The organism is Caldococcus noboribetus (assembly GCF_055389385.1).
On record NZ_AP042475.1, the window covers coordinates 585,099 to 606,003 of the forward strand.

Annotated in this window: 17 protein-coding genes; 10 read left to right on the plus strand and 7 right to left on the minus strand. The window is 61.8% G+C overall.

Translation table 11 applies throughout. The features are described from left to right. The first annotated feature begins 57 nt into the window (after positions 1-57). Complete coding sequence (locus ACZ5GQ_RS03150) at positions 58-1,428, plus strand: APC family permease (protein WP_498857175.1); 1,371 nt, start codon at positions 58-60, stop codon at positions 1,426-1,428. Here the strand turns inward: ACZ5GQ_RS03150 and ACZ5GQ_RS03155 are convergent. Further along, a complete protein-coding gene (locus ACZ5GQ_RS03155) occupies positions 1,418-2,530 on the minus strand; it encodes a glycosyltransferase (RefSeq protein WP_498857176.1) in 1,113 nt (370 codons plus the stop codon). The genes ACZ5GQ_RS03150 and ACZ5GQ_RS03155 overlap by 11 nt on opposite strands. 48 nt (positions 2,531-2,578) lie before the next feature. On the opposite strand from ACZ5GQ_RS03155, the gene truD reads away from it, so the two are divergent. From truD to ACZ5GQ_RS03180, 5 genes are all read left to right on the plus strand, one after another. After that, positions 2,579-3,691 (plus strand): pseudouridine synthase family protein, encoded by a 1,113-nt coding sequence (gene truD / locus ACZ5GQ_RS03160; RefSeq protein WP_498857177.1) that lies wholly within the window; start codon positions 2,579-2,581, stop codon positions 3,689-3,691. A 48-nt stretch (positions 3,692-3,739) separates the two neighbouring features. Continuing rightward, positions 3,740-4,477, plus strand: coding sequence for a hypothetical protein (locus tag ACZ5GQ_RS03165; RefSeq protein ID WP_498857178.1), 738 nt, complete (start codon positions 3,740-3,742; stop codon positions 4,475-4,477). A gap of 5 nt (positions 4,478-4,482) precedes the next feature. Beyond that, positions 4,483-7,308, plus strand: a complete 2,826-nt coding sequence (locus tag ACZ5GQ_RS03170) for a hypothetical protein (protein ID WP_498857179.1) — start codon at positions 4,483-4,485, stop codon at positions 7,306-7,308. Between the two features lie 130 nt (positions 7,309-7,438). Then, the gene (locus tag ACZ5GQ_RS03175) at positions 7,439-11,566 is read left to right on the plus strand and encodes a hypothetical protein (protein ID WP_498857180.1); all 4,128 of its coding nucleotides are present in this window, start codon (positions 7,439-7,441) and stop codon (positions 11,564-11,566) included. 130 nt (positions 11,567-11,696) lie between these two features. Continuing rightward, positions 11,697-13,046, plus strand: a complete 1,350-nt coding sequence (locus ACZ5GQ_RS03180) for an alkaline phosphatase family protein (RefSeq protein WP_498857181.1) — start codon at positions 11,697-11,699, stop codon at positions 13,044-13,046. Here the strand turns inward: ACZ5GQ_RS03180 and sfsA are convergent. Genes sfsA through ACZ5GQ_RS03195 form a run of 3 tightly spaced genes read right to left on the minus strand, consistent with a single transcriptional unit; the run spans position 13,003 to position 14,504 of the window. Further along, positions 13,003-13,722 carry a DNA/RNA nuclease SfsA gene (gene sfsA / locus ACZ5GQ_RS03185; protein ID WP_498857182.1) on the minus strand — a complete coding sequence of 240 codons (720 nt, stop codon included), beginning with the start codon at positions 13,720-13,722 and terminating at the stop codon, positions 13,003-13,005. The two genes, ACZ5GQ_RS03180 and sfsA, sit on opposite strands and share 44 nt — an antisense overlap. Next, positions 13,700-14,065, minus strand: coding sequence for a NifB/NifX family molybdenum-iron cluster-binding protein (locus ACZ5GQ_RS03190; protein ID WP_498857183.1), 366 nt, complete (start codon positions 14,063-14,065; stop codon positions 13,700-13,702). Before ACZ5GQ_RS03190 ends, sfsA begins: the two co-directional genes overlap by 23 nt. Then, complete coding sequence (locus ACZ5GQ_RS03195; RefSeq protein ID WP_498857184.1) at positions 14,043-14,504, minus strand: hypothetical protein; 462 nt, start codon at positions 14,502-14,504, stop codon at positions 14,043-14,045. Before ACZ5GQ_RS03195 ends, ACZ5GQ_RS03190 begins: the two co-directional genes overlap by 23 nt. Before the next feature lie 73 nt (positions 14,505-14,577). Here ACZ5GQ_RS03195 and ACZ5GQ_RS03200 point away from each other — a divergent pair, with 73 nt between their 5' ends. Together ACZ5GQ_RS03200 and ACZ5GQ_RS03205 are read left to right on the plus strand one after the other, a co-directional pair. After that, positions 14,578-15,522, plus strand: coding sequence for a glycosyltransferase family 2 protein (locus ACZ5GQ_RS03200; protein WP_498857185.1), 945 nt, complete (start codon positions 14,578-14,580; stop codon positions 15,520-15,522). A gap of 33 nt (positions 15,523-15,555) precedes the next feature. Next, on the plus strand, positions 15,556-16,575 hold the full coding sequence (locus tag ACZ5GQ_RS03205; protein WP_498857186.1) for an MraY family glycosyltransferase: 1,020 nt from the start codon (positions 15,556-15,558) through the stop codon (positions 16,573-16,575). Here the strand turns inward: ACZ5GQ_RS03205 and ACZ5GQ_RS03210 are convergent. Further along, positions 16,562-17,236 carry a GNAT family N-acetyltransferase gene (locus tag ACZ5GQ_RS03210; RefSeq protein WP_498857187.1) on the minus strand — a complete coding sequence of 225 codons (675 nt, stop codon included), beginning with the start codon at positions 17,234-17,236 and terminating at the stop codon, positions 16,562-16,564. The two genes, ACZ5GQ_RS03205 and ACZ5GQ_RS03210, sit on opposite strands and share 14 nt — an antisense overlap. A 128-nt stretch (positions 17,237-17,364) precedes the next feature. Between ACZ5GQ_RS03210 and ACZ5GQ_RS03215 the strand changes: the two genes are divergently transcribed. After that, positions 17,365-17,622: a hypothetical protein gene (locus ACZ5GQ_RS03215; protein ID WP_498857188.1), complete on the plus strand. Its 258-nt coding sequence runs from the start codon at positions 17,365-17,367 to the stop codon at positions 17,620-17,622. A gap of 55 nt (positions 17,623-17,677) precedes the next feature. Further along, positions 17,678-18,958 carry a glycosyltransferase family 2 protein gene (locus ACZ5GQ_RS03220; protein ID WP_498857189.1) on the plus strand — a complete coding sequence of 427 codons (1,281 nt, stop codon included), beginning with the start codon at positions 17,678-17,680 and terminating at the stop codon, positions 18,956-18,958. On the opposite strand, the gene ACZ5GQ_RS03225 is transcribed toward ACZ5GQ_RS03220, so the two are convergent. Then, positions 18,947-19,876, minus strand: a complete 930-nt coding sequence (locus ACZ5GQ_RS03225; RefSeq protein WP_498857190.1) for a Rossmann-fold NAD(P)-binding domain-containing protein — start codon at positions 19,874-19,876, stop codon at positions 18,947-18,949. The genes ACZ5GQ_RS03220 and ACZ5GQ_RS03225 overlap by 12 nt on opposite strands. Positions 19,877-19,889: 13 nt before the next feature. After that, positions 19,890-20,867 carry a UDP-N-acetylglucosamine--N-acetylmuramyl-(pentapeptide) pyrophosphoryl-undecaprenol N-acetylglucosamine transferase gene (locus tag ACZ5GQ_RS03230; RefSeq protein ID WP_498857191.1) on the minus strand — a complete coding sequence of 326 codons (978 nt, stop codon included), beginning with the start codon at positions 20,865-20,867 and terminating at the stop codon, positions 19,890-19,892. Between the last annotated feature and the right edge of the window lie 38 nt (positions 20,868-20,905).

Consider the following 20,905-nt stretch of genomic DNA (forward strand, 5'->3'; position numbering starts at 1 on the left):
CAGAGATCATTACTCACGCTTAAAACCTCAAGGGACTTTCTCTAGGAAGAGATAACGATGAGCCTCAGGAGCAACTCCGTGGGGTTCCTGCAGCTGGCCTTTTTGAGCGTGTGCGCCATACTTCCAGGCTCCATATACCTGGTGGTCTCCAGGAACGCAATAGCCTACGCCGGGGCCGCCGCGCCCTTGGCGTTCCTGCTGGGGGCGCTGCTGGTGTTCATAAACGCGAGCTCAATATACCAGTTCAGTGGGAGGGTTTCCAGCGCGGGCGGCTTCTACAAGTTTGTCGAGGCGGCGTGGGGCAGGAGGGCCGCCAGCGTCGTTGGCATGGCCCAGCTCCTGGCCCAGCTCTCACCCATTATAATAACTCCTGTGGCGCTCGCCTGGATACTTGACGTGGCCCTTAGGTCGCTCTACAACATATCCGTGCCCCTGCCGCTGCTCGTGGCCCTGGGACTCCTCACGCAGGCTTTCATGTTTGCAGTGAGCTACATGGGCGTGAGGCTCTCGGCCAGGGTTGCTATGATAAGCGGGGCCGCCCAGATGGCCGCCATACTCGCTGGCAGCCTGGTCATAGTGCTGAGGAGCAGGTACCTGAGCCTTGAGCCCTTCACGATGCCTGCCGTGGGCCCAGCGGGCTTCTTCCTGGCGGTCCTCACGGGGCCCTACACGGCATACATAGGCTACTCGACAATTGTTAACTTTGGCGAGGAGGCGAGGGCCCCCGGGGAGACCATAAGGAAGGCCATGGTGGCCGCGCTGGTAATGATGGCAGCCTTCTACACCTTTGTAGAGTACTCCCTCGTGGTCTCCGTGCCCCCCTCGCAGGTGCAGGGCCTCAGGTCGCTCTTCCTCCCCGCCGTGGCGGCCTTCTCAAGCTACACCGGGAGGGCGTACTCCACTATTGTGCTTGCGATAGCCCTATCAGGCTACTTTACGGGGGTCCTAGTCTTCGGCAGCTCGGCCGAGAGGACGATGTTCTCCCTGGCCAGGGACGGCCTGCTCCCAGGTTACCTCTGCAGGGTCCACGAGAGGTACGGCTCGCCCTCAAATGCATGCATAACTACCTTTGCAGTTGCCGTCGCAGCCTCCCTGCTGACGGAGGCAGCCATGGTGGGGCTTTACGGCGTGGTCCGCGGGCTGCTCTACGGCATCCTCTTCTGGATAACATTGATGAGCGTCCTCAACATGGCCTACCACGTGGCAGTTAACCTGTCCCTCTCAAGGGTTGCCATGAGGGAGAGGCTCAGGGGCCTGGCGACAGCCATGAGCCACTACCTGCTGCCGGCCGCGGGGACCGCGACGTCCCTGGTGATAATTTACTTCAGCCTAGTAGGCCTTAACGTGCCCGTGCTCTACGCCGTGCCTGCGATGGCGGCCTACCTGGCAGTAGCCGTGCTCCTGGTGGTCAAGAAGCTCAGGGGCTGACGGACTTCTCTACCTTCTCCCACACGTACTCCCTCTTCCCGGCCAGGTTCCTAGCCGTTGCAATTACCAGGAACAGCTGCTCCAGGGCCCAGGTCCTGGCCATGCTTAAGGCCATGGAGGCGGCCACCAGGGCTAAGGCTATGGCGGCCGGCAGCGAGCCCATGGCTGCTGACGCTATGAGGGCCGCCAGAGAAGCTATTGCCAGCCAGGGGTTCACGAGGTGAAGGAATGACTCCCACGCCAGCACCGCCCTGTAGCCCCCGGGGGCCCTGCGAAGGTCCCTGGAGGCCCTGGCCATGTGCTCCACGAGGTGCTGAGCCCTCCTGAGCTTCCACCTGAAGTAGCCCCTGTCAGGCACGTACTCCCTGCAGACGGCGTCGGGCAGGGCTATTGACCTGAGGCCGCTCATTGCAACCCTGTGGGCCAGGTCGCTGTCGTCGGCGCCGGGCCTCAGGCCCCCCAGCCTCGTTGCAAGGTCCCTTTTGATAGCAAGGAGCTCGCCGTGGGCTATGGGCGTGCTGTGGACCTGGCTCTCGCCGAGCCTGAGAACGTTGTAGAGCGACCTGTAGGTGCCCTCGACCCCTGAGGGGGGCTCCTTTATGCAAGTCACTAGGCCTACCCCGGGGGCCGCCAGCGACGACAGCGCTGAGGGGAGCGAGCCGGGGGACCACTCGCAGTCAGCGTCAGTGAAGACGACGATGTCGCCCCTGGCCTCCCTGAGGGCCCAGTTCTCCGCCAAGTGCTTGCCAGACCTGGAGGCCTCCCTCAGCAACTTGACTGGGACGCCCCTTTCCCTGGACCACCTCTCCACCTCGTCTGCGGTGCCGTCGGTGCTGGAGTCGACAACTAGTATCTCGAGCCCTGATGGATCCCACTGAGATACCACGTTGTCAAGCTTCCTCCTTATTATCTTCGACTCGTTGTACGTAGGTATGACAACCGTGACCGTGCCCCTGAAGTCACCCCTCGGCGGCCTGTAGGCCTTCGACCTCCTGGCCATCATGGCATAATATGTCAGCGCCGAGGCTGCGTGCCAGAACAGCAGGGCGACTCCCACTGCAAACAGCAGCGAGGCGACCTCCATGTTTCTCCCAGGCCTCATTATGCCCTGAGCTTAAAGGCCTAGCCCCCAGGCCTCACTTGATAAGGCTTGAGGAGGAGCGCCTACGACCTTGACGTCATGATAGGCATGCTCTACTATTACCTTGACTACGACTGGGGCCCGCTGGGGGCCCAGGTGCCCAGGCCAGAAGGCTTCAGGGTAGTTGAGGAGATAGCTGGGGTTCCGTGCACGGAGTTCAGGCCCAGCGGCTCAGGCAGAATGCACGTCTACATCTTAACCAAGGTGGGGGTTGACCACTCCACAGCTTCGAGGCTTGCCTTGAAGCTTCTCGGCTCCAGGCCCCACTTCATTGGCATCAAGGACTCAAACGCCGTGACCTTTCAACTCATCTACACTCTCGGGGGTACCCCGAAGGTCATGGAGGCGAGGAGGGACGGCGTTGAGCTCAGGTACCTGGGGGACCACGACAGGAGGCTCGAGCACACGGGCAACAGGTTCTCCATAAGGGTGGTCACCCAGAGGGCCGACGAGCTGGCCAGGAGGGCCTCGGCCCTGGCCTCGAGCGGGAGGCTGCCTGCCTACTTCGGCTACCAGAGGTTCGGCCTCGTGAGGCCCAACAGCCACCTGGTGGGCAAGGCAATAGTTAGGGGAAACCTTAAGGAGGCGGTTGACCTGCTGCTCGGCAGGCCCTTCAGCACTGAGCCCCCTGCATGGAGGGAGTTCAGGGAGCTCTACGACAGGGGCATGTACAGGGAGGCCCTCGAGGCCGCCAGGGGGAGCCTGTGGCCTGAGGTTAGGGCGCTCAGGGAGCTCATGAGGACCGGCGACCCGGCCAGGGCCATAAGGAGGTACCCCGTGCCCCCCGGCTTCTTTGTGGAGGCATACCAGTCCTACCTGTTTAACCTGTGCCTCTCGAGGTACATTGAGGTCAACGAGGCTCCGGCAAGGATCGTGGTGCCCTCCAGGGTCTCGAGCGCTGAGGGCGCCTGCAGGGAGGTCATGGCTGAGGAGGGGGTAAATGAGCTGGCGTCCCCTGAGCTCGGGGTGAGGGCCAGGGACATGGTTAGGGACGCCTTCATGGACGTCAGGGGGCTGAGGCTCTCGGGAGAGTGGCTCGAGTTCTCCCTGGGTAGGGGCATGTACGCCACGGTTGTCCTCAGGGAGCTCCTCAGACAAGACCCGTTAACCTTCGCTGGGTAGCACTTAGAAATAATAGTCGCCCCAGCCCAGCTCCCTCGGGCCTAGGCAATGATAAGGTGGGCCGTCCTGCTGATAGTTGCAGCGGCAGTCCTTGCGCCTGTAGTCCACGCCCAGGTAGAGGTAAGCTATGTAGGCGCCGTGGAGTCCCTGAGCCTTAACGTGACGTCAACGCCCCAGCTCCTTGAGCTGCCCCTCTGCACCAAGCCATACTCATACGCAGCCTATGAGCAGGGCGTCGGGAGCCTCTACGCCGAGTACTCCAACGGCGCCCTGCAGGTCTCCGTGCTGAGCCCGGGCATCGTTAACATCAGCGTTTACCTGCCGCCGTGCTCGACCCAGGGGGCAGTGGCGGCCTACTGGATATACCTGCCGTACAGGGCCTACGTGAGCGTGGCCAACGGCAGCGTGCTGGTCTACTACTCAGGGGCCAACGCGACGCTAGTTAACTTGTCAGCCCTGCTGGCTGGGCCGGGGAACCTTACCCTTTACGTGACGCCGCAGCCTGTGACCACCACGACAACCACAACTACTACAACCACTACCACAACAGTGACGACCACCACTTCAACGACCACCACGACAACCACAACTACGAGTCATATTATGACGACCACAACCACCGCAACCCCAACTAGAACCACAACTACTACGACCACCACGACAACCACAACTCCAATAACCACTACAACCCCAAGGCCTAGGTCTGACGTCCTCAAGTACATCACGATAATAGCTGTCCTGGTGGCCCTTGCGGTGGCCGTCTCCGTGGCAGTTACTAGGAGGTGAGGCCCTTGAGGTCCAGGTATCTGTTGGCGGCATCGCTGCTCCTCCTGCTGTTGCTGGCCGCAGTTCCCTCGTCCACGCTGGCGTCCTCCTCGCCGCCCCCTCAGCTCAGGGCCGCTTCGGCTGACCTGTCAGTCCTGAGGGCCTATGGGGCTAACGTGAGCTACCTCAACGCAACGCTCTCCAGGGCGATGGAGCTGTACGCTGAGGGCAACTACACCGGCGCCGAGGAGCTGAGCCTGCAGGTAATGAAGGCATCATACCTGTACCTCAGGGCCCAGTCGCCGAGGCCTGCCCCGTGGGCGGAGGCCGCGGGCTACCTGGCGGCCCTGGAGTATCTGGCCTCCTCGCTCTCATTTAACTCAACTTACTCCTTGCTGCTGGAGGCATACGTAGCCAGGGCGTACTCTTTGCTGTCAAAGGGCAACTACAGCGGCTCCATAAATGAGAGCCTCAGGGGCATTGAGCTGGCCAGCAGGTACTCAGCCGCCATGGCCTCCTCGGGCCTCCCCGCTGGGCTGGCCCAGCTGCTCTCCCTGGCGCAGCGGGACGTGCTTGAGATTAACACCTCGGCCAGCGGCGAGGCCAGGGCCAACATGTACAGCGAGGCCGAGGAGCTTTACCTGCTTGTCTCAGGGGCCAACGTAACGTCTCCAGGGCAGCTCGTCGAGCTCTACTCGCTGCTAAAGCTCATAAATGAGAGCAGCCCGCGGCTGCAGCCCCTGCTCAACATGAGCTTCAGGGAGCGCGTGGCAGCCCAGGCCTCAGCTAACCTAAGCCTGGCCGAGGAGCTTCTAGCTAAGGCGGCAAACGAAACCAGCGCACTGAACTCTACCTATGCTACAATAATGAGGGAGCTCTCCAACGCCTCCTCAGCGATGTCATGCATTCAGGGGGCCCTGGAGGAGGAGTACATGCTAAGGGAGCCAGGGAACTGCAGCGTTTCGTACCTCAGGCCCGGGCAGCTCGAGGGCAACATAAGCCACGCCTTGGAGGACCTGAAGGCAATAGCCGAGGGGCTCCCGGGCGTTAACGTCAGCCTGGGCCTTCAGGCGGCGTACGGGAACCTCAGCCAGGCCATGGGCTACCTGAACCAGACATACCTTAACATTGTTCAGGCCATAGAGGATCTCTCGTCAGGAGGATCGCCTAAGCTAAGCAACGCCCCGCTGTCCAGCGCCCTAAGGCTCCTCACGCTTGTTAACGCCTCCCCTCAGGGGCCATACGTCAGGAACGCCACTGCCTCCCTCAGGTCGCTGGCCTCGGCCCTCGGGGAGCTTATGGTGGTGCTCAACAGCAGCGAGGCAAACCTGAGCCTCTCGACCTCAATAGTCAGGGACTCCCGCGCCCAGGCCTCGGAGCTGGCCATGCTGGACTACGAGGCCCTGGGCAACGCGTCCCTGGCAATAACTGCCTACATAGGCGGCAACGACGGCCTGACCCTTGAGTACTCCTACACCTCCCAGCAGCTGGCCGAGGAGGCCCTGCAGGACGCGACCGCATACTACATTTACGTCAGCGCACCGGTGAGGGAGCTCCTTGGCAACGTCAGCGCCGCCATAGCGTCCCTTGACGGCTACATAAACTACGCCGTGAACCAGTACCCGGCCCCGCCGTCAAAGTACATACCGTACCTGAAGGAGGCCGCCAACGCCACCATGCTGCTCTCCATGTCGCTCCTCCTGGACTCTGAGGCCTTCAACTGCACCGGCCCCCAGGCCAGCGCAGTCCTTGCCAACGCCACCGACTACCTGTGGGAGGCCGAGCCTTACGTGGTAGGCCTGAGGGACGTGGCGTACTCGAAGGACCCGAGCCTGGCCCAGCAGCTGTCCCAGGCGGTGGCAGACCTGGGGGAGCTGAGCTACGCCGAGTGGTCCTCGCTCCTGCTTGGCGAGGCCCTGGAGCAGGCATACCTGGGCAACTACAGCGGGGCCCTTGAGCTTGCCAGCGCCTCGGCCGAGAGGGCCGCCGGGATAGGGAACTACTCGGCCGCCGTCAAGGGGACCCCGAACCTGCCCTGGCTCAACTCCACGCTCCTGGCAGCCTCAGGGGACGTGGACACCATAGTTAACAGCAGCGAGCCCGTGGCAGGCCTCCAGGCTGAGGCGCAGACACAGGTCTCCCAGGTAGGCTCGTGGGCCTCCCAGGCCTCAGAGGACTGGGGGGCCCTGGGCAGGGCACTCTACCTGGACTCCCAGGCGGCGGGCTACGCTGCCGAGGGCAACTACAGCGAGGCTGTTGACTACGCCTCAAGGGCGCTGGCGATTACCCAGGGGGTCACCGGCAGCGGGCCCGCTGAGATAGTTTCCTCGCTGGCGCCGCTCGTCAATAACCTGAGCGGCTCCCTGAGGCTCGCCTCGCTGAGGATGGAGGAGCTCTACTCAGAGGCCCAGGAGGACGCCCTCGCCGGGGGCGCCTCGGTGCAGGCCTACGCCTACCTTAGCCAGGCGGCAGCCCTGCTCGGGAGGGCCGAGGCGGAGCTCCTTGAGGGGGGCCAGGGAAGCGCTTATGCAGTTGGGGCCTACAACTACTCGCTCAGGGCCATGGAGCTCGCGGGCAGGGCTGGCGGCAAGGTTACTGCCTTCGAGGCCCCGGCCAAGCTTATTGCGTGGACTGCCCTGGCCCTGGAGGGGGCCTTCGTTGAGGTCAACGTAACCCAGCTCAGCGCAGCAGTGCTGTCGTGCGCAGGGCTTAACGGTACAGCCTACCTGGTGGTGCTCAAGGTTGGAGGCTACCTCTACCTGGGGCTCTCCCCGCAGCCGCTTGAGGGCAACGTCACGGTTGCCGTGAGGGGGAGGCTCGGTATTATCTACCTGGTCGCCCCGGGGGGCTGAGGGCCCTCCCCAAGGGAGGCGCATAACCCCTATCCCACAGGTGGGATTCTATGTGCCGCATACCCAGGTGTTACTTCTTAAATACCCCGATGAGGACCAAGTAGTCCTGGCCAAGCATAGGTGAGCCGTGTTGAGATCGTATAAGGCTCTAGCAGCGATAGTCCTGGCCCTCGTGCTGCTCGCCCCCCTGCTGGGGGCTGTGGCAGCCAAGGCCTACTCGCCGCTCCAAGGAACTGGCAAAGTGTACACCAAGGTAGTAAGCGTCAACGGCATCGTTGAGTTCAACTTCAACCTGACGTCGACCTACGAGGGTGCGGAAGCCTACATATACCTCTCTGCCAACGGCCTGCCTAACGTCTACTACGGTGACGTCGCCATAACCCCTGCCTTCTCCACGAGCAACGTGACCGCGGTGCTGGGCAGCCTGACCATATCAGCTGGTGACGTGTACAACTTCCTGGCGAATCTGAGCACCTACGGCTCCACGGAGGATGCCCTCTCCTCAGGGCGGACTGAGGAGACGACCGTGCTGCACAACCTGACCACCCAGGGCTGGGCCCTCGTGTACCTAAAGTACTCGACTGCCGCCCCAGTGCAGTACGGCGGCACGGCCTCAGCGATAGCGGCTGGGCCCTTCAACCTCACCATAAGGCCCATGATACAGGTAGCGATAAAGCCGATAAACAACCTGAGCTACGTGCCCATAGCCCAGGTCACGACCAGCGACAAGGCCTTCCTCAACGTGACCGGGGCCAACCAGTTTGCCTCAGGCATAATAGCTGAAATAGCTTCAGAGAAACTGTACTATGTGCTTAGCGGCTCCTACTCTAACGTGAGCGTGACCACCGGCGCTCTGGAGATAGCTAATAATTTATCTAAGGCCTCTGAAGTGTTTAGTTCACCAACCTTCAACTACACGACCACCCCGCCCTCGCTGGGCGTATACGGCACATTATCTCCTGACGTAGTTCTGCCAGCCCTGACCGACGCCGTTCACCTCAAGTCAGGTGCGCTGACCAGCTACTTCAACATTAGCCTCTTCCAGCTTGACGCTGTTAGCACTTCAACAATAACAGTTGGGACCCCGAGCACCGCATACGTCATGTTTGAGCCCACGGGTGCCTACGAGTATGGCAAGGGCAATGTGACCTTCCACCCGGTGAACTACAGCCTCACAAACTACGGCGTGAGCCCGTCGACGTTCAAGCCGTACGGCCTCTTCACGCCTAACCCAGCCGCTGGGACCCTCGACATATTCCCAAGCTTTGAGGTAACCTGGGAGAGCACCGGCGTGGCCGGCCCGACCAGTCAGCTGAACCCAGGCGACGTGCTGGAGTTCAACATATATGATGTGCCTTATGACACAACCTTCGCGGCAGTGACTGCCATAGGCAACGGCACGCTGCTGCCCACCAGCCCGTACATGTACCCAGCTGAGGAGAACTCGGAGAGCTTCTACACCTCAGAGGGCTACTACGTCATGGGAATAACGTTCGCCAACTACTCATTCACCAACATATCTACCACCACTACCATAAGTGGGATGGGGTCGTTCTACGCCCTCGTGCCCAACGCGCCCTACTACCCGTTCTCCTACCTGGGACTCGAGTATGAGCTGCACTACTCGCCAGAGGTCGTCTCAGGCACCGTAAGCCCGTACAACTTCATAGCGAACGACACGCTCTGGTACAACAAGGCCTCCGTCCCCGTGTACCCGTTCTACCAGGTGTTCACGAGCAACAGGCAGGGCATGTTCTACTACAACGGCACTCTGCTGCTCGGCAACTACCTGCTAGTGAGGGGCTTCGGCTTCACCACATCCCTGAAGTCCTCTGAGTACCCGATCATGACGAACTCCGTCTACTCCTCGACGCTTGCCCCAATAAGCAGCTCCCTTGAGGTGGCTGACGGCTACGGCGACTTCGCATACATAAGCCAGGTGCCCGTCAGCGGCAGCCTCTACACCAACGTGTTCTCAAAGGCTCCAGGTGACTACACTGTACATGTTGAGAACTCACTCTACACGTTCCTGGTAACCAACAGCACCACCAGCAGCGGCAGCTCATTCACCGTGCCCATAAACGAGTACTCGGGCAACGCTATAGTCTACGTCAACCCGACGCCTGAGGTCTTCGGCCCAAAGCCCATAGCGACTGGGCTGCTCGGCCAGGTGAGGCTCCCGAGCTTCCTGCTGAAGTACCCGTACAAGGCGACCAAGTACATAACTAACATGACGGCGCCGCTCATACCTGCCTCTGAGGGCGAGATAAGCACCATAGTGGTGGTAGGCGCAGGCTTCACCGCTAACGTGAGCACTGGCAAGTACGGCACCGTGGTCCTCAGGTTCTACCTGCCGCAGTATTCAGACTACTTCGCAGGGGTCAACGTGTCCCAGGTGGCTCCCTTCGAGGACACAGCCTTCAGCGGAACCTGGTACGCCGGAGGCTACGGCGTCTTCTACAACGTGCCGGTGCCGAACCTGCCTGGAACGGCAGCCTACATACCGAACGCCTATGAGGGCGCGTACAACATAAGCATATACAACGCCTCAGTGGAGGCAGGCTCAGCCCCGAGCTACACGGGCGTCTTCGTGGCGAGGGCTGCTGACATACTCATTGGGCAGTACTCAATAGGCTACGTGCTGACCAACTTCACCGACAACAACGGCAGCGTGATAGTGAAGTCCTCGCCTCTGCTCACGAGTCCGGGCTACCTGCTGACGCTCATGGGCACGCCGCTCACCGAGTACGTCTTCGGCTCGCCGATAAGCTACAACACGACGCAGACCATAACGCACCCGTACTCGCTGCCAGTTTACATAAACGTCTCGCCTCAGTGCGGCTTTGTCAGCGAGGTGCTCATAGGCTACATAGTAAACGGCACCCTGCTCAACCCGCAGCTCACCGTGGGCACAACCCTGCAGGCTGGCGTGACGCTGCAGCTCTGCCCAGGCTACAACACGATAGCTGAGTCCATAACTGGGCCCTACGTGCCGCAGACAGCTACACCTCCGGTCAACATAACTAGGACCATACCGCCGGGCGAGGCCACCCTCTACTTCGTGCAGACCCTGCCGGCCTACCCAGTGCAGGCGCAGCTGGTGGCCCCAGCCTCAGCCAGCGGCTCCCCGGTTGAGGTGCTGGTGCCCACCGAGGTGCCCGTGCTGGGCCTGCCGGTGTCGTTCACCTCGGACTTCTTCGTGCTGTCGAAGCCTGCCATAGCTGCGTACGTGAGCACTCCAACGGGCGTGGAGCAGCTGCCGCCGTCTGACATAATGTACGTGACCACGATACCCGGCTACTACGTGTACTTCATAGCGCTGCCCAGCAACGTGACAGGCGGGACCCTGGCCGTAACTGTGACGCAGGCCGCCACCTACATATTCACTGGCGAGAAGTTCACTGGCGAGGCCGCAGCTGCCACTGGCATAGTGCAGGTCAACACAACTGCCATACAGGCAGCCCTCAACAAGTTCGAGAGCCAGGTGAGCTCTGACCTCCAGGGTCTCAACTCAACCATAGCAAGCGAGTACAGTGGCCTCTCAGCCAAGCTGGGCAGCCTGTCTGAGCAGATAGCCAGCCTCAACTCAACCATAGCTAAGGACTACGCCTCCATGGCATCCATGGTCAGCGGCCTCTCAGCCAAGCTGGGCAGCCTCAACTCAACCATAGCGTCTGAGGCCTCCATGCTCTCGTCGCAGATAAGCACGGCTAAGGCCACCATAAGCGGCTACCTGGCCGGCAACTTCAGCGCCGTGAACGCGTCACTCAACACAGTGGAGACCGACATAACTAACCTGGGCGGCCAGCTGGGCGCCATAGCAAGCAACGTGGAGTCCATAAAGAGCACCGTGAGCACCGTGGCCAGTGACCTCAGCGGCATATACTCGTCACTGCAGAGCGTCAACAGCACCGTCAGCTCGGCGGCCTCAACAATAAGCAGCGTCGCCTCGAGCATCAGCTCGCTCAGCAGCACCGTCAGCTCCATAAGCTCAACGGTCAGCTCCATAAGCAGCACGGTGAGCAGCATGAGCTCAACGCTCAGCAGCGTGAGTAGCACCGTCAGCTCCATAAGTAGCACAGTGACCAGCATGAGCTCAACCCTCAGCTCGCTCAGCAGCACGGCCTCGAGCGCTGAGAGCGAAGCGCACAGCGCGGCCTCAACGGCCGCCTCGGCGGCCACCTACAGCCTCGGCGCGCTGATAGTTGCAATAATAGCCCTGGCCCTGATAGCCTACGTTGCCTTCGCCAAGTTCTGAGGGCCTAAATTTAATTAGTTAGCTTTTTTCTTTTGCTTTTTATTCTATCTTGTTACCTGCTGTCCCTTCGCTCCACATGGGAACCTCATTTATTTAACTCCCTGGAGCTCAAGGCAGCGCGTGAGGTGCTTTGGCCAGGAGGCTCTTCGTCCTAGGCCTTGACTCCCTGCCTCCCTACGTGCTCTACGAGGGCCACGACGGCGGCGGCTTCAAGTTCATAAGGGGCCTGGTGGAGGACTCGGCCCGCTACCTAATGAGGACCTGCCACCCTCCCATAACGGTGCCCGCCTGGATGGTGATGTTCACCGGAAGGAGCCCCGGGGAGCTGGGCATCTACGGCTTCAGGCACAGGAGGCCCGGCACCTTTGACTCCTACGTGGTCACGTCGCAGGACGTAAAGGAGCCGGCCATATGGGACGACCTGGGCAGGAGGGGGCTCAGGTTCGGCCTCTTCGGCGTCCCCCCGACGTACCCTCCTAAGCCGGTGAACGGCTTCATGGTGACGGACTTCAACACCCCGGGCCCCCAGAGGCCCTACACGTGGCCCCCGTGGCTCAGGCAGGAGCTTCAGTCAAGCGTGGGGGACCCCATCTTTGACATAGTCTACAGGACTGAGGACAGGGACGCGGCCAGGAGGGACCTGCTGGCCATGGTTGAGAACCACGGCAGGATAGTAAGGTACCTGGCAGAGAGCAAGGCCTGGGACGCCTTCATATACGTTGAGATAGGCATAGACAGGGCCCACCACGCCTTCTGGAAGTACTTCGACGAGAGGCACCCCAGGTACACGTACCACGAGGTCTACAGCAGGGCAATACCTGAGGTCTACAGCAGGGTGGACTCCTGGCTCGAGGAAATGACTAAGGGCCCCCTCAAGGACTCAATAATAGTGATAGTCAGCGACCACGGCACTAAGCCTATGCACGGGGCCTTCGCCATAAACCAGTGGCTCGAGCAGGAGGGGTACCTGAAGCTGAAGGAGAGGCCTAGCTCCCCCGGCGCTGACCTGACGCCAGACATGATAGACTGGGACCACACCAGGGTCTGGGCCTGGGGAGGCTACTACTCCCGCTTCTTCTTCAACGTGAGGGGCAGGGAGCCCCACGGCATAGTTGGCAGGGAGGAGCTGGAGGGCCTGGTGAGGGAGGTGAAGGAGGCGGTCATGAAGATAAGGGGGCCCAACGGGGAGGCCTGGAGGAATGAGGCCTACGAGCCGCAGGAGATATACCCAGTGGCCAGGGGGGACGCGCCTGACCTAACAGTTTACCTGGACGACCTGAACTGGAGGCCCATAGGCACGGTGGGGTGGCCGTCCAACTACATGGACAGGAACGACAAGGGGCCAGACGACTCCATGCACGACTGGCTCGGGGTGCTCTCCGTCTACGACCCCGAGGGCACGGTGGCCAGGGGGGACAAGGGCTTGATAGACATAACTAAGGCCAGGGGGCTGCTGGAGGAGCTGCTGGCCTCCCGCTGAGGGCCCCCTCGCAGAGCGGAACATCACCCACATACACGAGGTTGTTGCCCTCCAGCCTGAACTTGTGGGCCTCAACAGCGACCCCGGCCTTGACCATACTGGCGAACTGCAACGAGAACGCAGGGTCCGTTGACCAGTTGGGCGAGAGGCAGAGGGCGTCGTCCCTCATTATGAGGAACATCATCAGGGCCCCGTGGCCCTCGCCCCTGAGCCTCGCGAGCTCCTCAGCGTGCCTCCTGCCCCTCTCAGTGGGCGCATCCGGGAAGAGCGCGACCCCATCAACCACGAGGGTGCAGCCCTTGACCTCAACGTAGGTGTCGTCATATTTAAAGTCAAGCCTGCTGTCCCCAACCCTCACCTCTGGCCTGGCGCCCTGGGGCAGGAAGAGGGACGCAACCCTGTTGTGGACCCTGCTGTCCACCACGACCCACCTGCCGTTGGACCAGGCGGCCGTCACCGAGCAGGACGTCCTGAGCCCCCTGGTGGGCCTCACCAGGACCCTGTTGCCCGGGTATATCAGCTCCCTCAGCCTCCCCGGGTCATGAAGGTGGCACCTGGTGCCGTCATCAAGTATCACGAGGAACCTGTTGGGCCTCGCCCTTACCGTCGCTTCCCTCAGGGGGCCCTCAAAGGTGTAGGCGACCTCGCCAGGCCTAATGGCCCCTCGCCCTCTCAACGGTGGCCAGCAGGCTGGAGTATATGAACTCCCACGCGCCGGCCTCCCTGAGCCTGAGGTCCTCGGGCCTCCCCTCGCCCACGAGCAGCTTCAGCCGCCCCCTCCTGGCCTCTATGGCTGACGGTATGCAGTAGGAGCCGTGGGCCGCCACCACGGCCTCAGCCCCCGCCTCCCTGCAGGCCCTTATGAAGCTGGGCCTCCTCTCCCTGGCCCTCAGCGCCGGGTTCTCAATGACCTTTTCCACGCTTACAGAGTTGCCGTTAAGGTCCCCTAAGGCCATGTACTTGGCCCTGGAGGACAGCGCTACCCTGCCGCCCTCGTCAAGTGGTAGGCAGACCCTCAACAGAGCCCTGAGCCCTGAGGGGCTCGGCCGGGGCTATAAGCGACCTCCTATACCCCAGGAGCATGTTGCCCGTGGCCATGAGTCCCCCTGCAGCGCCCACCTTAGCTCCAGGCCCTAGGAGCACGGCTATCACAGTGACCGCGGCAGTCATAGCTATGAGCAGCCAGTGGGGGGCGTCGTAGAGCAGGTGCCTCAGGGCGCTCCTCGAGGGCGAGGCAATGTCCCAGTGCACCAGGTAGTAGTCCCTGTACTCCCTCACGTGGACTGACCTCCCGTCGGGCATGACCTTCTCCCAGTCAGCCCTCTGGCCCCTGGGCTCCGAGAGCCACCTCCTCCTGAACCCCGACAACCTGGGGCTCGGCAGCTGGGACTTGAGGAGCGCCAGGTCCCTGTGAGGAGGCATGGAAAGCACTACCTTAACTATGTCGTCCCAGTTCAAGCCTCCTTGGCCCACTCCGCCTGTCGCGGCTGCAGTTAATAACCTGTCCCCCCAGCGGGGCCCCTGAGGGGCCTTGGCAGCTCTGCTCAGGTACGCCAGAAGGCTGATGGGCAGGAGAGTTACGTGGGCCGTCTACAACTCGCTTGCTGCCGTAGCGAGGGGCCTCAGGCTAGTGGACCCCTCGAGGGAGGGCAGGCCCCTTGGGGTAAGCGCCACTGTAATAGTTTATGATGACCCTGACTGGCTCCCCCTGGCCCTGGAGGACGCGGCGTCCATGGCTGACGAGGTGCTGGTCATAGACTCCTCCGACCCCTGGGACGAGACTGAAGATGTCCTGGAGGACGCCAGGTCAAGGCTCGGCGTGAGGGTGGTCAGGCAGTACCCGCCGAGGGGCTACGCCGAGGCCAGGGAGCTGGCCCTCAGGGAGTCGAAGTACAGGTACATACTGGTCTGGGACTCCGACTTCATAGCCTTTGAGGGCCTCGGCAGGGCTCTCAGGGGCTTCGTCGAGGGCGAGGGGAGGGACAGGTACGTGCTGCTCTACTGGCCCTTCATAACCCTCTGCGGCGACCTGAGCCACAGGTGCAGGGCCGACAGGCTCCACGAGGAGCACTGGGCCTTCACATACTCAAGGAGGCTCAGGTACCTGTGGGACGGGAGGTTTGAGTACCTGTACGCGCCGCCATATTATTTCAGGAGGAGGCTCTCGTCAAGCCCCATGGGGCTTCACCTCACCGGCGTCAGGAGGCCTGAGAGGGTCGCAGTTAAGAGGCTCATGCCCAGGGCCAACTTCTACTCAATAGCGTCATCCCAGGGCGTCGAGAGGGCCATGGAGGCCGTCAGGGCTGAGGCCAGGAGGCTGTACGGCACTGATGACCTGAAGGAGGTGGGCCTCAGGCTCATGGAGGAGGACGCCAGGGGGAGGCCCTGCTTCGACGTCAGCCTCCTGCCGAGCAGGGTTGTTGATAGGGCCAGGGAGATAGGGGTGCCGCTGGGGTCCTGCAGCTCCAACGCTTAAAACTAGGACCAGGACAACGCCCTCGGGAGGAGCTTGCTGCAGGAGGCCGTGGTAGCAGTAATATCGTCGCTGGTGGCCATGGGCTCAGTGATGGCCCTGGAGCCTTCATGGATAGCCGTGGCCAGCTCGAGGGGGTTAGTTGGCTCTGACATGAACAAGCCTGACAGGAGGAAGGTGGCCGAGGCCGGGGGCCTCTGGGTCATAGTGGGGGCCTCGCTGGGCCTCCTGGTCATGGAGGCCATAAACACCTTCGTCAACGGCTCCCTCTACAACCCCGTGCCTCTGTTCTCAATGCTTTCCCTGCTAATGCTCACCGGGCTCATAGGGCTCCTTGACGACATACTTGGCTGGAAGAAGGGCATACCCCCGCTGGTGAGGGTCCTCTCAACGATACCCGCCGCCCTGCCGCTCATGATAGCCAAGTACAACGCCTACATAGTTCACGTGCCCGTAATTCACGTGCTCTACCTGGGGCTCCTGTTCCCCCTGGTTGTGGTGCCCATAGGGGTCATGGGCGCCTCAAACGCCTACAACATGATAGCGGGCTACAACGGCCTGGAGGCCGGCATGGGGGTCGTAATGCTTGCCTTCACGGCGGCCTTCTCGATAGCTAAGGGCCTCTGGCTCACGGCGTACCTGTCACTGATAATGATGGCGGCACTCGTGGGCTTCCTGTTCTACAACTGGTACCCGGCCAGGGTCTTCCCGGGCAACACGATGACCTACGCCGTGGGCGCCTACTACGCCGGCATAGTTGTGCTGGGCGACATAGCGGCCTTCGGCCTCTTCATGTACTTGCTCTACTACGTAGAGCTCCTGCTCTTCATAAGGGGGCTGCTGCACGGGGTCTACAAGGAGAACTTCGGCAAGGTGGGCCCCGACGGCTCCCTTGAGCCCCCCTACGACAGGTCCTACAGCCTGACGCACGTCATGATAAGGCTTCAGAGGAGGCTCAGGGGAAGGGCAACGGAGAGGGGGGTCACGATAGGCCTCATGACCCTTCAGGCCATAGTGGGGGCCGCGGCCCTGCTAATCTTCCTCAGGCCCTCCTGAGCTCGTAGACTATAAAGGCCTCTGAGTAGGCGCTCCTTTGCCTTGAGAACCTCATGTAGCCGTCCGCGTCGCCCGAGGCGAAGAACGGCGGATCCGTGTCAAGGAGCTTGACCTGGCCGTTCGAGAACACCCTGCCCCTGTAGTACTCTATGGGCCTCCAGACCCAGGAGTCCACGTAGCCGGGCCCCTCAACGCTGGCCCCATGGGCCTCGTCAAGGCCGAGCCTCCTTGCAAGCTCCGGAGCTGAAACCCTCACGCCGTCGCTGAAGTAGACCCTGTCAACCTCCTTGAACCCCAGGGAGAGCGCCAGGGCGTTTGACGGTATGTTCCTCTCGCTGGCCATTACCCTGAACACCCTGCCCCCCGTGAGGTCCATCACGTAGGCCGCAAGCTGCCTCCCAACCCCCTTCCTCCTTATGTCGCTGCTCACCCCGATGCCCTCCATCCACACGGCGTCCTCGAGCTGTATGGCGTGGAGGACCCCCACTATCCTGTTGTCGGCGTCAACTGCCTTTATGAAGTAGCCCTCCCTGAGCCACCGGTCAAAGGCGGCGTTTATGTCTATGTGGCTCAGCTCAGGGGCGCCCTTTAACATGGACAGCACTGCCTCCCTGTCATCGGCGGTGACCCTCGCGAAGGAGACCTTAACCCTTGAGAGCACGCGCACCACCTTGGTTTGAGTTGCATACAGCTCACGCTTACAGTTCGCATTTGACCTATTTATTTTTTCCAGCAGCTGCAAGGCCCAGCATTAAGACTTATAAGGCTTGTATCGGATATTCGAGTTGGGTGAGCGATACGGGCTGGTGGAGGCGCTGGTGGGGCTGGGGGCCCTGGCCTGGCCACGGGCCCTTCTCTTACCTGCCGCCGTGGGAGAGGCCCGGCTGGGCCATGGCGTGGTACGGCTACTACGACAAGGACTCCGAGCTCAGGGCACTGGAGGCCTACAGGCTGTACCTGGAGGACCTCAGGTCGTGGGTCGAAGAACAGCTCAAGGAGGTAGACAGAAGGATAGCGGAGCTGAAGGGCCAGCAGGGCAACGCCTAGGTCCCTAACCTTTTTTAAGTTCTAGCCCCTGAGCTAAAGGTGAAAGGGGGCACCTTTGAGTGTTAACGTGATCAGCAGCCAGCAGATTATAACAACGTTTCACCAGTACCTACAGAGCCTACACCTTAGCATATCGACTTCAAAGGCCCTGATGGCCTACGCCGCAGGGAGCGCTATAACAGTGGGCGTGGCCCTCGTAGTAGAGCTGGTCATAATACTCCACGGCCTCCCCAGGGGCAGGGCCCAGGATGCCAGGCAACCCCTGCCCGCGACGCCAAGGGTTTCTGTGATAGTACCCACCTACAGGGAGGGCGAGAGGACCCTCAGGGCCGTCAGGTCACTGTTAAGCCAGGACTACCCCAGGGGCCTCTATGAGGTAATAATAGCCGCTGAGGCCGACGACCCAACTATTGACGACGTGCTGGGGGCCCTGGGGCTCAGGAAGGTCAACGGCTCTGAGGCTATGGTGGAGGGCGTCAGGGTCAGGCTCTCCCTGGGCGACGGGAGCACAAGGGGCAAGCCAGCGGCCCTCAACAGGGCTGAGTTGATGGCCACGGGTGACATAATAGGCGTGCTGGATGCCGACGGCGTCGCCCCTCCGGACGCCATATCAAGGGCTGTCTCGGCCATAGCCTCAGGCTACTCGGCGGCACAGCTTCCCAGGGAGATAGCACTGCCGCCCGAGGCCAGGAGGACCTTCGCCGGGGCCCACATGAGGGCCCAGGCGGCGGAGATGAGGCTCTACAACCAGTTCCTGGCGCCCGCCCTGATGGGCTTCACAGGCTCCGCCTGGATAACAGGCTCAGGCTACTTCGTGAGGAGGGAGGACCTGGAGGCCGTGGGCCTCTGGACGCCCTGGGCCCCCACTGAGGACCTGGACCTCTCAGCTAAGCTCCTCAGCAAGGGCATGAAGGTCGCTTTCCTCAGCGGCAGCCCAGTTGTTGAGGAGCCCCTTACCTCCATAAGGGCAGTGATAAGGCAGAAGGAGAGGTGGGTAAGGGGCTCAATGTTAGCCACTTTCACTGCCCTCAGGGGAGTCAGGAGGACGTGGCCCCTGCTGCTCTTCCTCATAATGCCTGCCTGGGGCTACCTCATAACTCCGTGGCTTGGCATACTTGCAGTTGCCAGGCTTCACCCTGAGCTCCTGACGTGGACCCTTGCGTGGTCAGCCGCGTGGCTGGTGCCCAGCGCCGCCTATTACATAAGCGCCGTAGCAAAGGCAGGGAAGGCCGTGAGGCCCCTGCCGGCAGCCATAGCCATTTACCTGCTCGCAGGGCTGGTGGCCCTGCCAAAGATGCTCCTCAGGAGGTACGAGTGGAGGGGCTCAAGGTCTTAGGCTCTCTCTCATGTAGTTGTACGTCAGCCTGAGGCCCTCCTCAAGGCTCACCCTTGGCTCCCAGCCGAGGCCCTCCCTCGCCTTACTTATGTCCGCGCAGCTCCTCCTTATGTCCCCTGGCCTCGGCTCCCTGAACTCAGGCCTCAGGTCGACGCCAGTGACCTTGGACACGAGCTTAAGTATGTCCAGGACGCTCACCTCTCTGCCAGTGCCTATGTTAAAGGGCCCTGTGGCCCTCCTCCTCACGGCCTCAACGAAGGCCCTGGCAACGTCGTCAACGTAGACGAAGTCCCTGGTGTTAAGGCCGTCGCCGTAGATCACGGGCCTGAGGCCCCTTATGGCGGCCTCCATGAAGTTGTAGATAACGCTCGCATAGGGTCCCCTCCTCATCCTTGGACCGTAGACGTTGAAAAGTCTCAGGTAGGCAGACCTTAGCCCGTAGTCCCTGCGGGCCTGCTCAGCTAGCTGCTCGTCAAAGAGCTTCGTGAGGCCGTAGAGGCTCGTGGGCCTGAGCTGCATGTCCTCCCTCACGGGGACCTCGCTGACGTCGCCGTAGACTGCCGCGCTACTTGCAATAGCGACGTAGGCGTCAAGCCTCCTCGCGAGGTCCAGCACCTCCTGGGTGCCAAGCACGTTCACCCTCACGGCCCTGGAGGGGTCCTCCCTGGCCTCCACGACCCCCGAGACCGCGGCCAGGTGGACTATGGCTACGTCGTCGCCCCTGGCCTCGGCCTCAGCCCTCTCAAGGTCCCCCCTGTTGGAGACGTCACCAACTATGAGCTTTGCCCCCTCGGGCACGTTATCCCTGCTGCCCGATGACAGGTCGTCGAAAACCACGACTTCATATCCCTCGCTAAGGAGCAGCCTCGCTAGGCTGCTCCCTATGAAGCCAGCGCCCCCTGTCACTATGAACTTCAAGCGGGCCCTCGGGTTAACTGCCCCAGGAGGTTATTATCTGAGCCAGTTTGACGGAGCCGTCGTCGCAGCTGGCAGGCCTTGACTTCAGGGCCTCCTCCACGGCCCTCTCAACGCCCTCTGGGGTGACCTGCTCGGGGGGCAGGAGCACGGCCCCTATCCTCCTGGCCATCATGCTGGCCTCTATCATCCTCACCGGGTCCCTCATCCACACCCACTCCGTGTTGGGGGCCAGGACAGTGGGCTTGCCGTACTTGCAGGCCGCCTCGACGGCTGTCCTGCCGAAGTGGGTCACCACGACCCTGGCCCCAGCTATCAGGTCCTCAAGCTCTGGGCTGAAGCTGAAGGCCCTGAGGCCAGCCTTGACGTAGGGCCCCGGGTCAACCCTGCCCGTCTGCAGTATCAGCTTATCCCTTAGGCTGGAGGAGGCCGCCGCGTCAAAGAGGGCCCTGTAGCCGTAGCTGCCCGCGGTGACAAGTATGTAGCCCTCGTCCCTTACCTTGTAGTGCTGCTTTCCCAGCAGCGGCCCCACAACGACGCCCTTGTGGGCGAACCTCCTCTGCTCCTCCCACTGAAGGGCCACCAGCTTAGATATGGGGGACAGTGCCCTGACGGCCCTGCTGGGCTCCACGAACCTCTCGGTCGCCTCTATGGTGACCAGCTTGGAGCCCTTAAGCCACGCCGCTATGCCTGAGGCTATGCTGTGGTTGCTCCCGCTGGCCACGGCCACGTCATAGCCCCTGGGAACCCTTGCCAGCGACCTGACCAGGGCGCCTGGGAGCCTGAGCACTCCCTTCGCCAGCCCCTCGCCTGGGTCGAGGAACTTAGGCGTCCTGGCGACCACCCTGCCCAGCCTGGAGACCTGCTCCTCGCTCCACCTGTCGCCCTCCGGTATAACGAAGTCAACAGCTACCCCGGAGTCCACGAGCCTCTCAGCTAGGGCCAGGGCGTGCCCCGTGTGGCCGCCGCCGCTCGCTATTATCAGCGCCTTCAAGCTCCTTCGCGACTTTCAGCTCGGGGGAGCTCTTAACG